Source organism: Pseudomonas turukhanskensis (genome assembly GCF_027922365.1).
Lineage (GTDB): Bacteria > Pseudomonadota > Gammaproteobacteria > Pseudomonadales > Pseudomonadaceae > Aquipseudomonas > Aquipseudomonas turukhanskensis.
On the sequence record NZ_BSFN01000006.1, the window covers coordinates 292,686 to 304,704 of the forward strand.

General features: G+C 59.6%; 13 protein-coding genes. 6 read left to right on the forward strand and 7 right to left on the reverse strand.

The features are described 5' to 3' along the window. Positions 1 to 89 precede the first annotated feature (89 nt). From PKE98_RS13365 to PKE98_RS13385, 5 genes are all read right to left on the reverse strand, one after another. Positions 90 to 791: an ABC transporter ATP-binding protein gene (locus PKE98_RS13365; protein WP_271195785.1), complete on the reverse strand. Its 702-nt coding sequence runs from the start codon at positions 789 to 791 to the stop codon at positions 90 to 92. A 3-nt stretch (positions 792 to 794) separates the two neighbouring features. Then, complete coding sequence (gene livG / locus PKE98_RS13370) at positions 795 to 1,562, reverse strand: high-affinity branched-chain amino acid ABC transporter ATP-binding protein LivG (protein WP_271195786.1); 768 nt, start codon at positions 1,560 to 1,562, stop codon at positions 795 to 797. Next, complete coding sequence (locus PKE98_RS13375; RefSeq protein WP_271195787.1) at positions 1,559 to 2,830, reverse strand: high-affinity branched-chain amino acid ABC transporter permease LivM; 1,272 nt, start codon at positions 2,828 to 2,830, stop codon at positions 1,559 to 1,561. Before PKE98_RS13375 ends, livG begins: the two co-directional genes overlap by 4 nt. After that, positions 2,827 to 3,750 carry a high-affinity branched-chain amino acid ABC transporter permease LivH gene (gene livH, locus PKE98_RS13380; RefSeq protein WP_271195788.1) on the reverse strand — a complete coding sequence of 308 codons (924 nt, stop codon included), beginning with the start codon at positions 3,748 to 3,750 and terminating at the stop codon, positions 2,827 to 2,829. The genes PKE98_RS13375 and livH overlap by 4 nt, the downstream gene beginning before the upstream one ends. 370 nt (positions 3,751 to 4,120) lie before the next feature. Further along, positions 4,121 to 5,233 (reverse strand): branched-chain amino acid ABC transporter substrate-binding protein, encoded by a 1,113-nt coding sequence (locus PKE98_RS13385; RefSeq protein WP_271195789.1) that lies wholly within the window; start codon positions 5,231 to 5,233, stop codon positions 4,121 to 4,123. 347 nt (positions 5,234 to 5,580) lie between these two features. On the opposite strand from PKE98_RS13385, the gene PKE98_RS13390 reads away from it, so the two are divergent. The 3 genes from PKE98_RS13390 to PKE98_RS13400 all read left to right on the forward strand — a co-directional run bounded on the left by PKE98_RS13390 (position 5,581) and on the right by PKE98_RS13400 (position 7,695). Next, the gene (locus tag PKE98_RS13390) at positions 5,581 to 5,883 is read left to right on the forward strand and encodes a DUF2288 domain-containing protein (protein WP_271195790.1); all 303 of its coding nucleotides are present in this window, start codon (positions 5,581 to 5,583) and stop codon (positions 5,881 to 5,883) included. Between the two features lie 124 nt (positions 5,884 to 6,007). Then, the gene (locus PKE98_RS13395; RefSeq protein ID WP_271195791.1) at positions 6,008 to 6,898 is read left to right on the forward strand and encodes an NAD(P)-dependent oxidoreductase; all 891 of its coding nucleotides are present in this window, start codon (positions 6,008 to 6,010) and stop codon (positions 6,896 to 6,898) included. Continuing rightward, a complete protein-coding gene (locus PKE98_RS13400; RefSeq protein ID WP_271195792.1) occupies positions 6,898 to 7,695 on the forward strand; it encodes a hydroxypyruvate isomerase family protein in 798 nt (265 codons plus the stop codon). Before PKE98_RS13395 ends, PKE98_RS13400 begins: the two co-directional genes overlap by 1 nt. On the opposite strand, the gene PKE98_RS13405 is transcribed toward PKE98_RS13400, so the two are convergent. Together PKE98_RS13405 and PKE98_RS13410 are read right to left on the reverse strand one after the other, a co-directional pair. Beyond that, positions 7,682 to 8,461: a siderophore-interacting protein gene (locus PKE98_RS13405; RefSeq protein WP_271195793.1), complete on the reverse strand. Its 780-nt coding sequence runs from the start codon at positions 8,459 to 8,461 to the stop codon at positions 7,682 to 7,684. The two genes, PKE98_RS13400 and PKE98_RS13405, sit on opposite strands and share 14 nt — an antisense overlap. Further along, positions 8,458 to 9,039: a PadR family transcriptional regulator gene (locus tag PKE98_RS13410; protein WP_271195794.1), complete on the reverse strand. Its 582-nt coding sequence runs from the start codon at positions 9,037 to 9,039 to the stop codon at positions 8,458 to 8,460. Before PKE98_RS13410 ends, PKE98_RS13405 begins: the two co-directional genes overlap by 4 nt. A 379-nt stretch (positions 9,040 to 9,418) precedes the next feature. On the opposite strand from PKE98_RS13410, the gene PKE98_RS13415 reads away from it, so the two are divergent. The 3 genes from PKE98_RS13415 to PKE98_RS13425 all read left to right on the forward strand — a co-directional run. After that, positions 9,419 to 10,744, forward strand: coding sequence for a spinster family MFS transporter (locus PKE98_RS13415; protein ID WP_271195795.1), 1,326 nt, complete (start codon positions 9,419 to 9,421; stop codon positions 10,742 to 10,744). A gap of 250 nt (positions 10,745 to 10,994) precedes the next feature. Further along, the gene (locus PKE98_RS13420) at positions 10,995 to 11,339 is read left to right on the forward strand and encodes a hypothetical protein (protein WP_271195796.1); all 345 of its coding nucleotides are present in this window, start codon (positions 10,995 to 10,997) and stop codon (positions 11,337 to 11,339) included. 106 nt (positions 11,340 to 11,445) lie between these two features. Continuing rightward, positions 11,446 to 12,019: two-partner secretion domain-containing protein (locus tag PKE98_RS13425; protein ID WP_271195797.1), on the forward strand; the 574-nt coding region annotated here is incomplete at its 3' end.

Sequence of the window (12,019 nt, forward strand, 5' to 3'; positions counted from 1 at the left end):
GCGATTCATGGACCATCGCAACGGTGCGCATAGCACACCCTACGAAAGCAAAAAGCCCCGCGTGGCGGGGCTTTTATGTGGGGCGGGTACTAGCCGCCGAGGTAGGCGTCGCGCACCTTCGGGTCGGTCAGCAGCGCTTCCCCGGTGCCTTGCATCACCACATGGCCGTTTTCCAGAACATAGGCACGGTCAGCAATTTTCAATGCCTGGTTGGCGTTCTGTTCCACCAGAAACACGGTCACGCCATCTTTTCGCAGTTGTTCAATGATCTGAAAAATCTGCTGGATGATGATCGGTGCCAGGCCCAGCGACGGCTCGTCGAGCAGCAGCAGTTGCGGCTTGCTCATCAGCGCACGGCCGATGGCGAGCATTTGCTGTTCGCCGCCGGACATGGTGCCGCCGCGCTGGTTGTAGCGTTCCTTCAAGCGCGGGAACAGGTGCAGCACCTTGTCCAGTTGCGCTTGATAGTCGCCTTTGTCGGTGAAGAAGCCACCCATGGCCAAGTTCTCTTCCACGGTCAGGCGGGCAAAGATGCGGCGGCCTTCGGGCACCACCGCAATGCTTTTGCGCATGATCTCGCTGGACTCCAGCCCCACCAGCTCTTCGCCCTGATAGCGGATGCTGCCTTTGGCCGCACGGGGCGAGCCGCAGAGGGTCATCAGCAGGGTCGATTTGCCGGCGCCGTTGGCCCCGATCAGGGTGACGATCTCGCCCTTGTGCACTTCCACGTTGACGTTATGCAACGCCTGGATCTTGCCGTAGAAGGTGGAAACGTTATCGAAATACAGCATGAGTTACGCCTCCCCCAGATAGGCTTTGATCACATCCGGATTGTCGCGAATCTGCTCCGGTGTGCCGTCGGCCAGGGGAGTACCCTGGTTGATCACCACGATGTGGTCGGAAATGCTCATCACCAGCTTCATGTCGTGTTCGATCAGCAACACGGTGACGTTGTATTCATCGCGCAGCACACCGATAAGCTTTTTCAGCTCTTCGGTTTCGTTCGGGTTCAACCCGGCCGCCGGCTCGTCGAGCATCAGCAGGCGAGGGCGGGTCATCATGCAGCGGGCGATTTCCAGACGGCGCTGCTGACCATAAGCCAGGGTGCCGGCCGGGCGGTTGGCCACGTTGGTGAGGTTGACCTTTTCCAGCCAGTGCGCGGCGAACTCCATGGCCTCGCGCTCGCTTTTGCGGAACGCCGGGGTCTTGAACAGGCCCGCCAGGAAGTTGGTGTTGATATGCCGGTGTTGGGCAATCAACAGGTTTTCGATGGCGGTCATGTCCTTGAACAGGCGCACGTTCTGGAACGTACGCACTACGCCCTTGCGGGCGATTTCGTGCCCGGCCAGGCCCTGGATGGCTTCGCCGTCCAGCAGCACGGTGCCGGAAGTGGGTTTGTAGAAACCGGTCAGGCAATTGAACACGGTGGTCTTGCCGGCGCCGTTCGGGCCGATCATGGACACCACCTGTTTTTCCTGCACGGTCAGGCCCACACCGTTAACGGCCAGCAGACCGCCGAAGCGCATGCACAGGCCGCTTACTTCAAGAATCGGGCGGCTCATTGCTTCAACTCCAGGTGAGGGCGCTGCATCGGCAAGAAGCCTTGTGGGCGCCAGATCATCATGAACACCATCAGGGCACCGAACAGCAACATGCGGTACTCGCTGAAGTTACGCATCAGCTCGGGCAGCAGAATCATCACGATGGCGGCCAGAATGACCCCCAGCTGCGAGCCCAGGCCGCCGAGCACGACGATTGCCAGAATGGTCGCCGACTCCAGGAAGGTGAACGACTCCGGCGTGATCAGCCCTTGGCGAGCGGCAAAGAAGCTACCGGCAAAACCGGCGAAGCAGGCACCCAGCGTGAACGCCGAAAGCTTGATTACGGTGGGGTTCATGCCCAGCGCGCGGCAGGCGATTTCGTCCTCACGCAGCGCTTCCCACGCACGGCCAATCGGCATGCGCAGCAAGCGGTTGATCACGAACAGGGCGAGCAACACCAGCAGCAGGGCTACCAGGTAGAGGAATATCACCTTGTAGATGGAGTTGTAGGCAATGCCGAAATACTCGTGGAAGGTTTGCAGGCCTTCCGCTGCCTTGCGCTCGAAGCTCAGGCCGAACAGGGTCGGTTTTTCAATATTGCTGATGCCGTTCGGGCCGCCGGTGAGGCCGGTGAGGTTACGCAGCAGAATGCGGATGATCTCGCCGAAACCCAGGGTGACGATGGCCAGGTAGTCGCCGCGCAGGCGCAGTACCGGGAAGCCCAGCAGGAAGCCGAACAGCGCCGCCATCAGGCCGGCAATCGGCAGGCATAGCCAGAAACCGAAGCCGTAGTAGTGCGAGAGCAGGGCATAGCTATAGGCACCGACGGCGTAGAAACCGACGTATCCCAAATCCAGCAGGCCTGCCAGGCCGACCACGATGTTCAGGCCCAGGCCCAGCATCACGTAGATCAGAATCAGCGTGGCGATATCTACCGCGCCGCGCGAACCGAAGAACGGCCATACCAGCGCCACCACCACCAGCGCCAGCACAAACCAGCGCTGGGTCGAGGGCAGGGTCAGGAAGTTGCTGGCCGAGCTCGGTACGCCCGGTACTTTCGGTACTGCGTTCCAGGCATCGCCCAGCTGGCTACGGAACAGCTGCCAGAAGAACATGCCGATGGCGCAGGCGAAGATGGTCCACAGAATGGGGTCGCTGGCGCCGTGCACTTCCAGCTTGATGCCGACGATATTCAGCTTCAGGCCAAGAATCGGGTAGGCCACGGCCAATACCAGCAGGGCGCTGAAAAACGCCGTCTTGAACTGTTTGGCGGTAATTGAGGTGCTCATACTTTTTCAACCTCCGGGCGACCGAGAATGCCGGTCGGGCGGAACAACAGCACCAATACCAACAGGCTGAACGCCACCACGTCTTTGTACTGGTCACCGAAAATGTCGGCGCCGAAGGCTTCGGCCACGCCCAATACCAGACCGCCGAGCATGGCGCCCGGAATGCTGCCGATACCGCCCAGTACCGCGGCGGTAAACGCCTTGATGCCGGCGAGGAAGCCCAGGTTGGGGTTGATGACACCGTACTGCATGCCCAGCAATACCGCCGCCACCGCCGCCAGGGTGGCGCCAATAACGAAGGTCAGGGCAATGATGTTGTTGGTGTTGATACCCAACAGGTTGGCCATCTTGATGTCCTCGGCGCAGGCGCGGCAGGCGCGGCCCAGGCGGGAACGGGAGATGAACAGCGTGAGGCCGGCCATCACCAGGAAGGTGACGACGAAGATCAGCACTTGCATATAGGAGATCACCACACCGTTCATGGTGCTCTCGCCAAATACGAAGTTGCCGGGGATCAGGTTTGGAATCGCTTTGTCTTTCGAGTTCTGCGCGAGGAGCACCTCGTTCTGCAGAAAGATCGACATACCGATAGCCGAAATCAGCGGGATCAAACGGTTGCTGCCACGCAGCGGTCGGTAGGCGACCCGTTCGATGCTGTAGCCGTAAGCACTGGCGACGATGATGGAGGCCGCAAAGGCCGCAATCAGAACGATCGGCAGGCTGTCCAGGCCCAGCATGGTCAGCCCGGCAATCACGATAAACGCGACGTAGGAGCCGATCATGTACACCTCGCCATGGGCGAAGTTGATCATGCCGATAATGCCGTACACCATCGTGTAGCCGATGGCGATCAGGGCGTAGGTGCTGCCAATGGTCAAGCCATTAACCAGCTGCTGTAAGAAATGGTAGATGTCAGGCATCGAAACTCTCCTGAAAACTTGCAAAACCGGTTGCAGGGCTTGATAGCTGCGTCAGGTCGACGATTGCGCCATGCAGGGCCTGTAGGGGCTGCATCCCGCCGGGGCGGGGACTGCGCGCTGCGGTTTGCAGCAGGGCAGGGGTGGTCAATCGCTTCCATCACGAAGCACGCCTTGTGCTTCGCCCCTCGCGGGGCCGGCTCGCGCCGTTCAGTTCTGCTGGGCAGAGCTGCCTTGCTATTTAGCTTGGGAATGGGGTTTTGAAAGCTTTCGCGTGGGTGCCGCCCTTGGCTTATGGCTGAGCGTGGACCCGTTTACCTCTTAAAACAAAGCCCACTGCAAATGCAGTGGGCTTCGGGTTGCGGCTCGAAACTTACTTGGCTTCGGTTTTGGTGCCGTCAGCGTGCCAGTCGTAGACCACAAAGCTGAAGTCTTTCAGGTCGCCTTTGGCGTCGAAGCTCAGGTCGCCGGTCGGGGTGTTGAAGGTGTTGGCGCGCAGGGCGGCCGCTACCTTGGCAGTGTCGGTGTCACCGGCTTTCTTGATGCCTTCGGCAATCACTTGTACCGCGGCGTAAGCCGGGAACACGAAAGGACCGCTCGGGTCTTCTTTCTTGGCTTTGAAGGCTTCAACCAGCGCCTGATTTTTCGGGTCCTGGTCGAACGACTTCGGCAGGGTAACCAGCAGGCCTTCGGAGGCCGGGCCAGCGATAGCCGACAGTTCTTTGTTACCCACGCCTTCTGGGCCCATGAACTTCACTTTCAGGCCTTTTTCAGCCGACTGACGCAGCAGCAGACCGAGTTCCGGGTGGTAGCCGCCGTAGTAAACGAAGTCGACGTTGGCTTGTTTCAGTTTGGCGATCATGGCCGAGAAGTCTTTGTCGCCGGCGTTGATGCCTTCGAACAGGGCGACTTTCACGCCTTTGGCTTCCAGGGTCTGCTTGACTGCAGTCGCGATGCCTTCGCCGTACTGCTGCTTGTCGTGGATGACAGCCACGGTTTTTGGCTTGATGTGGTCAGCAATGAAGTTGCCGGCGGTTGGGCCTTGCAGGCTGTCCAGACCGATGGTGCGGAATACCAGTTGGTAGCCACGAGCGGTGATTTCCGGGCTGGTGGAAGCCGCAGTGATCATCAGGATGCCTTCATCTTCGTAGATGTCAGAAGCCGGCTGAGTGGAGCTGGAGCACAGGTGGCCAACCACGAATTTCACTTCGTCGTTGACGATTTTGTTGGCCACGGCCACGGCTTGTTTCGGGTCGCAAGCGTCGTCGTACACCACGCCTTCGAGCTGCTGACCGTTTACACCGCCAGCCTTGTTGATTTGCTCGATGGCCATTTTGGCGCCGATGAATTGCATCTCGCCGTATTGAGCGACAGCGCCGGTAACCGGGCCGGCCAGGCCGATCTTGATGGTGTCAGCTGCTAGTGAATAGCTGGCGACGCCGGCCATAGCCATGGCAGCAAACAGTTGCTTAGTAGCCTTGTTCATAGTGCTCCACTCTTATGTTTTTTCGTTTTTTATAAGCCCGCCTGCGCAAGAAGCAGAGGGGTCACGCCTTGTTGGTCATTTAAGCTGCAAAGCCGGAATAACACCCCGGCCACGATCCCTGGCAACTTTAACGGCGGAGTTTAGAGTGCCCATTTATCCCTTGAAAAGCGGCGACTGATGCCGTCTGTAAGCAATGTCGCTAAATCGCAACAAATGTATAGAAAAACGGCGTGCTGCCTTTGTGGTTTTGAACGTCAGGCGGCGCTTGTTTCATTGTGGTGCGCCGCTATCATGGCCGCCCCGAACGGTGGACCACCTTTTACATTTTGTCGAATAAAGAGCCCTCGATGACCGACGCGATCAATCCCCTGTACGCCAAGTTGTTAGGCGAGACCGCCGCCATTACCTGGCAGGAACTGCAACCGTTCTTCGCTCGCGGTGCCCTGTTGTGGGTAACACCGGGCATGGACCTGATCGAAGTGGCAACGGCTGTGGCCGAAGACAACGGTAGCCAGGTTGCCCACTGGCTACAAAACGCGGCCATCAGCAAAGTGGAAGCAAGCCTGGCCGAAGACCTGCTGGCCCGCGACCCGCAGTTGTGGGCCGTGGTGGTGGCGCCATGGGTGCTGATTCAGGAACGCGCTGCGTAGGGCGAATATCCGCTCTGCGGATATCCGCCGTTCGATCTTGGCGAATCGGCGGATATCGCCGGTGGCGATATTCGCCCTACGACGGGGTTAACATGCCCGCTTTCTGCTGACAGTGGAGCCCTCGATGAACGCCGCCCTTCCTTCTATTGCATTCGCCGGCATTGGCCTGATGGGCCTGCCCATGTGTCAGCGCCTGCTGGCCGCCGGCTATTCCCTCACCGTATGGAACCGCTCCCCGGACAAATGCGCACCCTTGGTGGCCGCCGGTGCCCGCCAGGTCGCCACCCCTGCCGAGCTGTGCGCCCATGCCGATGTGGTGATGCTGTGCCTGGCCGACACCCGCGTTGTGCGCAAGGTGGTATTCGGCGAGAACGGCGTGGCAGAAGGGGCTAAAGCCGGCCAATTGCTGGTGGATTTTTCCAGCCTGGAACCGGCTGCTACGCGCGAAATGGCGGCCGAACTGGAAAGCCGCAGCGGCATGCATTGGCTGGATACGCCGGTCTCCGGCGGTGTGGCCGGGGCTCAGAACGGCACCCTGGCAATCATGGCCGGCGGGCGGGAACACGATATCGAACAAGTGCGCCCCATCCTTATGCACCTGGGCCAACGTCTGACGCGTATGGGCGCCGTGGGTGCCGGGCAGGTGACCAAGGTCTGTAACCAGATGATCGTCGCCTGCAATGCATTGGTGATCGCCGAAGTGGTGGCGCTGGCGGAAAAGTCCGGCGTCGACGCCAGCCTGCTGGCGCCAGCCCTGGCCGGCGGTTTTGCCGACTCCAAGCCGTTGCAAATCCTTGGGCCGCAAATGGCCGAGAGCCATTTCGAGCCGATCAAGTGGCATGTTCGTACGTTGCTTAAAGACTTGGACACAGCAGTAAAACTGGCCCGCGAACATGATTCCAGTACCCCCGTCAGCGCCCTGGCCGCGCAGTTGATGCGCCTGCACGGCAGCAGCGCCGGCAACCTGGAACGCGACCCCGCCACCTTGATCGAGCTGTATCGGGAGAAGCACTGATGAAGGTGGTCGCCAATATCTCCCTGCTGTTTACCGAACTGCCGCTGGTGCAACGCATCGTGGCGGCGGCTGCGGCTGGGTTTTCGGCCGTGGAGGTGCAATACCCCTACGAGGTACCGGCCATACAATTCAAGGAGGCGTTGGCGGCGGCGGGTTTGCCGTTGGTGCTGCTGAATATCGCGGCGCCGGATCTCGCTAGCGGTGGACCGGGTTTGGCCGCCGTGCCCGCGCGTCAGGTTGAATTCGAGCACGCCTTGCAGGAATCGCTGACCTACGCCGCGATGGTGCGGCCGCAATTCGTGAACGTGCTGCCGGGCCGTTTAGCCGAGGGAGTTAGCCGCGAAGACGCCTTGGCAACCTTGGCGGCGAATGTACGCCGGGCGGCCGAGGCGTTTTCTCGGTTGGGCATCAAGGTGTTGAGCGAGGCGATCAACCCGCTGGATATGCCGGGTTTTCTGATCAACACGCCAGCGCATTTGCTGGCGCTGATCGAGGCGGTGGCTCACCCGAATTTTGCCGCGCAGCTGGATCTTTACCATATGGCGCGTCAGGGGTTGGATCTGCCGACGGCCATCGCCTCATTGGCGGGCAAGATCGGGCATGTGCAGTTTGCCGACTGCCCCGGGCGTAATGAGCCTGGCAGCGGTTCGGTCGATTTTGCCGGCGCTGTGCAGGCGTTGGAGAGGGCGGGGTATAGCGGGTGGTTGGCAGCTGAGTATCGCCCTTCGGCCAGTACCCAGGCGTCTTTGGGTTGGCTGGCCGAGTGGCGCGAGCGTGGGTGGGTCAGTCCTCAGTAGTGGGGTCGGCTTTCCAATAACCCGCCGCTTTGAGGAAGTCTTCATTCACGCCGAAGTCGTCCAGCAGTACCCGGCGTACGCGCCGTGAGGTCTGCGATTCGGTGGCGATCCAGGTGTAGAGCGAGCCGGCGGGCAGCGTGATGGTTTTCACCGCGCTCAGCAGGTCTTGCCCGGCCTCGCGATGCAGCCACTGCACCTCGACGTTCGCCGCGCTTTTCAACTGCTGTTGCTCGGCCGCATTAGGCACCTCGATCAATGCCAGCACCTGGCGGTTGGCCGGCAGCTCTTCCAGGCGCCGGGCAATGGCGGGCAGGGCGGTTTCATCGCCAATCAGCAGGTAGCTGTCGAACATGTCCGGCACGATCATCGAGCCGCGCGGCCCGCCTATATAAAGGTGCTGGCCGGGCGCGGCCTGCTCGGCCCAGGTGGAAGCCGGGCCATCGCCGTGCAGCACAAAATCAATATCCAGCTCCCCCCGTTCAGCGTCATAGCGGCGCGGCGTGTAGTCGCGCATGGCGGGTTTCGGACCTTCGTTGTCGCCGCCGAACTTCATGTTTTCCAGTACCGCTTGCTGCTCCGGCGTTTCGGCGAAAAACAGCTTGATATGGTCATCGCTGCCCAGGCTGACAAACCCCGCCAGCTCCGGCCCGCCGACCGTAATGCGGCGCATTTGCGGGGTAATGTTGGTCACGCGCAGCACGTCCAGGCGGCGGCGTTTGATCTCATGCATCACACGGTGAATGCCCATCGGGTTTGCTGTCGTCATTGCGCGATCTCCGCAGTGTTCTGAAGGGGGGCAGGGCCGGCCGCGATGGCCGTGGCGGCGGCATTCAACAGGTCGCGAACGCGGATAATTTCCGCCTCGCTCCATTGGCCGTGGTGCAACTGCAAGGCGTGGCGCAGGTTATGCACCGCCTCGTGAATCTGGGCCGGGCGATCATGGCCGCGCATGGAACGCTTGCTCACTTCCAGGCGCACCTTCAGGCCATCGAGCGCCACTTGCTGGTCGGCCAGGGAGGCCTGGCCGGTGCTCGTCGCGCTGTAGAGTTTTTTACCGTTCTGCGCGTCGCCGGCAATCAGGTCGCTTTCTTCGAGAAAGGTCAGGGTCGGATAAATCACCCCAGGGCTGGGCGCGTAGGCGCCTTCGAACATGTCTTCGATTCGGCGAATCAGGTCATAGCCGTGGCTGGGCTGCTCGGCGATCAGCGCCAGCAACAGCAATTTCAAGTCGCCCGGCGCAAACACCCGTGGCCCTCGGCCGCCGCGCCCACCGGGGCGGCGCTCGAACTCATCGGTCTCGCGCATAAAGGGATGATGGTGGTGTTGGTGATGGTGGTCTCGCATCAGTTGCCTCTCGTCTTGGGTTGTCTAAGATATAACGTAAGATATATCTTATGTCATGTGCAAGCCCAAATGACAAACGGTCTCAACATCGCACGTTGGCTATCCACGTTCCAGGTTTCAGGGCTAGAGCCAGGCAAGGCGAAACCTCTCCGAGCAGCAAAGCGTACTTAAGTAAGTGAGCAGTGCAGGAGTGGTTTCAACCCAGCGTGGCCGACGCCCCGGAAGCCGTTGCCATAGGCCATATCGAGTTACATAACGTTTACGAATGTTCACAGACAGACGTAAGCAGAGGCTCTAGATTGCACCCTGGTGCTTTGTCCTACAGCATTTGCGTAGAGGCCCGGCCGGTTTTATAAGAACAACAAAAGAGAACTCCGTTATGTCCAGTGCTACTCAGGCGAATAACGCCTGGCGTGTCTTGTTCTTGCTGTTCCTCGCCAACCTGTTCAATTTCTTTGATCGCAGCATCCCGGCGATCATCATCGAACCCCTGCGCCACGAATGGAGCCTGAGCGACCTGCAGCTCGGTCTGGTCGGTACAGCTTTCACCATCGTCTACGCCATCGCCGGTGTGCCGCTGGGGCGCATGGCCGACACCGGCTCGCGCCGCAAGATCATGGGCTGGGGCCTGATGGCCTGGAGCGGTCTTACAGCCATCAACGGTTTTGTTACCGGCTTCTGGAGTTTTCTGCTGGTGCGCATGGGCGTCGGTATTGGCGAAGCCAGTTACGCGCCGGCGGCCAACTCGTTGATCGGCGATCTGTTCCCTGCCAATAAGCGCGCCCGCGCCATGGGCATCTTTATGCTTGGCCTGCCGTTGGGCCTGTTGCTGGCCTTCTTTACCATCGGTGCGATGGTGGAAGCCTTCGGCAGTTGGCGTGCGCCGTTCTTTATCGCCGCGGTGCCGGGCATGATCCTGGCGATCTTTATGTTCTTTATTCGCGAACCGCAGCGCGGCGCTGCCGAAGTGGTGCAGGTGGCGGCGGTAAAAGTCGATCGCCCGGTGCGCAAGGTGCTGAGCATTCGCACCTTCTGGTGGTTGATCGTCGCTGGCCTGTGCTTCAACTTCGCAACCTATGCCTGCAACTCGTTTATGGTGCCGATGCTGCAACGCTACTTCCTGCTGCCGCTCGGGCAGGCGGCCGTGGCCACCGGCGTGATCGTCGGCGTGACCGGGTTGTTTGGCTTGACCATCGGTGGCTGGTTTGCCGACAAGGCGCACCAGCGTTCCGAGCGTGGTCGCTTGTGGATGGCCGCTGCATCGCTGGTAATTTCCACCGTGGCCACCGCCTGGGCCTTGAGCCTCGGCGCTGACAGCATTGCGCTGTTCGTGGCGATCTTCAGCGTTGGCTGGCTGTTCTCCTACAACTTCTACACCTGCGTCTACACCTCCATCCAGGACGTGATCGAACCGCGTCTGCGCGCCACCGCGATGGCCCTGTTCTTCGCCGGCCTGTACCTGCTCGGCGGCGGCCTCGGCCCGGTAGTGGTGGGTTGGCTGTCGGACCATTTCGCCCACTCGGCCATGTATGCAGCCGGTGCGGCGCAAATGAACGAAGCCTTCAAAGCCGTGGGCCTGCACGACGCCATGTACCTGATTCCCATCGCCATGCTGTTGACGCTGCTGGCACTGATTCAGGCGGCCCGTCATCTGCCCAAGGACGCCTTGGCCATGCGCAACTCCATGGCGGCCGACGCCGAATAACCTCATCGTTATTAAAAAGGCCCGCATTTGCGGGCCTTTTTTTTGGTCCGTTTAATACGCCGTTATTTGAGGGGTGGCCAACAACTTCTGCGTTGTCTGAATATTTTTTATGATGGGAAATTTTTATCCTGCTGAGAAAAAATCCGCACTTTGTAAGACTTCTCCTGCGGTAATAACAGCTTGGACCTGTACGAGACTTTATTTTATTGGCGTAGGTTGAAAGTACCTAGTCCGATATCAGAAGTGTTCCATGAATATTGATAGAAACGCTGCTCACCTGTTGAAGCGCATACTTAGCGAGCGGTTCATTACGCTTGCGGCCAGCCTGGCGTTACTGTGTGCAGTGGCGCTGCTTGCGCCGCCCCTTGTAGCCGATCCGGCCGCTGCAAAGCCTCCCGCCGCCGTAACTCCTCTCGATAAAGAACAGGATCTACAAAGCAAGTTGCGCCTGCAGGAAAAGATCGCGCGTGAATTGTTAGAAAATCGGCAAAAAATATTGAAGTACTCAAGTGGAAAAGCCAGTGAGAAAGGTACTACGTCGACCGATGAGCACTCTTCGGAGAGTTCGCGTGGAGTTCCGAGAGATGACCGCTGAACGATGAGAAGCTTTCCGGAATGTATATGGATTCGATGAAGTAATGAAGTTGTAATTTTTTACTTGGGCATACATTGGTGCTGTTATAAGTAGGGTGGTGGTTGATATGAATGCGCGCTGTTTTCGTCTGATATTTAGCAAGTCTTTGGGTTTCCTGATTCCCGTCGCTGAAATTGCCCGCGCCAAGCGCAAGGCTGGGCAGCAGCAAACGTCAACTCCAGCCAAGCCTGTTCTACTTTCTCTATTGCTGGCCGGCCTGCCGACGTTTGCGCTAGCCGAGATTGTGCTGGACCCGACTCAGCGCGCCGGTACCAACGTGATCAGCGCCGCCAACGGCGTGCCGGTCATCGAAATTGCCAACCCCAATGGCAAGGGCCTTTCCCACAACCGCTTTACCGAATTCGACGTCCGCCAGCCCGGCATCATTTACAACAACAGCCTGGTAAATGGCGTAAGCGAGTTGGGCGGCGCCATGTTGCGCAACCCCAATCTTTCACGCGCGGCCCGGGCGATTCTTACCGAGGTCACGGGCAACAAGCCCAGCTCCATTTCCGGCACCCTGGAGGTGTTTGGCACCAAGGCTGATCTGCTCTTTGCTAACCCCAATGGCCTGACCTTGAACGGCGTTACCACCCTCAACACTTCAAGCCTTACGGTAAGCACGGGCCGTGTACGCGATG

Bases quoted from the DNA above. Each gene is read 5' to 3' on its own strand.
- PKE98_RS13365 (WP_271195785.1), bottom strand. From the start codon at position 791: ATGCTGTATTTCGATAACGTTTCCACCTTCTACGGCAAGATCCAGGCG.
- livG (WP_271195786.1), bottom strand. From the start codon at position 1,562: ATGAGCCGCCCGATTCTTGAAGTAAGCGGCCTGTGCATGCGCTTCGGC.
- PKE98_RS13375 (WP_271195787.1), bottom strand. From the start codon at position 2,830: ATGAGCACCTCAATTACCGCCAAACAGTTCAAGACGGCGTTTTTCAGC.
- livH (WP_271195788.1), bottom strand. From the start codon at position 3,750: ATGCCTGACATCTACCATTTCTTACAGCAGCTGGTTAATGGCTTGACC.
- PKE98_RS13385 (WP_271195789.1), bottom strand. From the start codon at position 5,233: ATGAACAAGGCTACTAAGCAACTGTTTGCTGCCATGGCTATGGCCGGC.
- PKE98_RS13390 (WP_271195790.1), top strand. From the start codon at position 5,581: ATGACCGACGCGATCAATCCCCTGTACGCCAAGTTGTTAGGCGAGACC.
- PKE98_RS13395 (WP_271195791.1), top strand. From the start codon at position 6,008: ATGAACGCCGCCCTTCCTTCTATTGCATTCGCCGGCATTGGCCTGATG.
- PKE98_RS13400 (WP_271195792.1), top strand. From the start codon at position 6,898: ATGAAGGTGGTCGCCAATATCTCCCTGCTGTTTACCGAACTGCCGCTG.
- PKE98_RS13405 (WP_271195793.1), bottom strand. From the start codon at position 8,461: ATGACGACAGCAAACCCGATGGGCATTCACCGTGTGATGCATGAGATC.
- PKE98_RS13410 (WP_271195794.1), bottom strand. From the start codon at position 9,039: ATGCGAGACCACCATCACCAACACCACCATCATCCCTTTATGCGCGAG.
- PKE98_RS13415 (WP_271195795.1), top strand. From the start codon at position 9,419: ATGTCCAGTGCTACTCAGGCGAATAACGCCTGGCGTGTCTTGTTCTTG.
- PKE98_RS13420 (WP_271195796.1), top strand. From the start codon at position 10,995: ATGAATATTGATAGAAACGCTGCTCACCTGTTGAAGCGCATACTTAGC.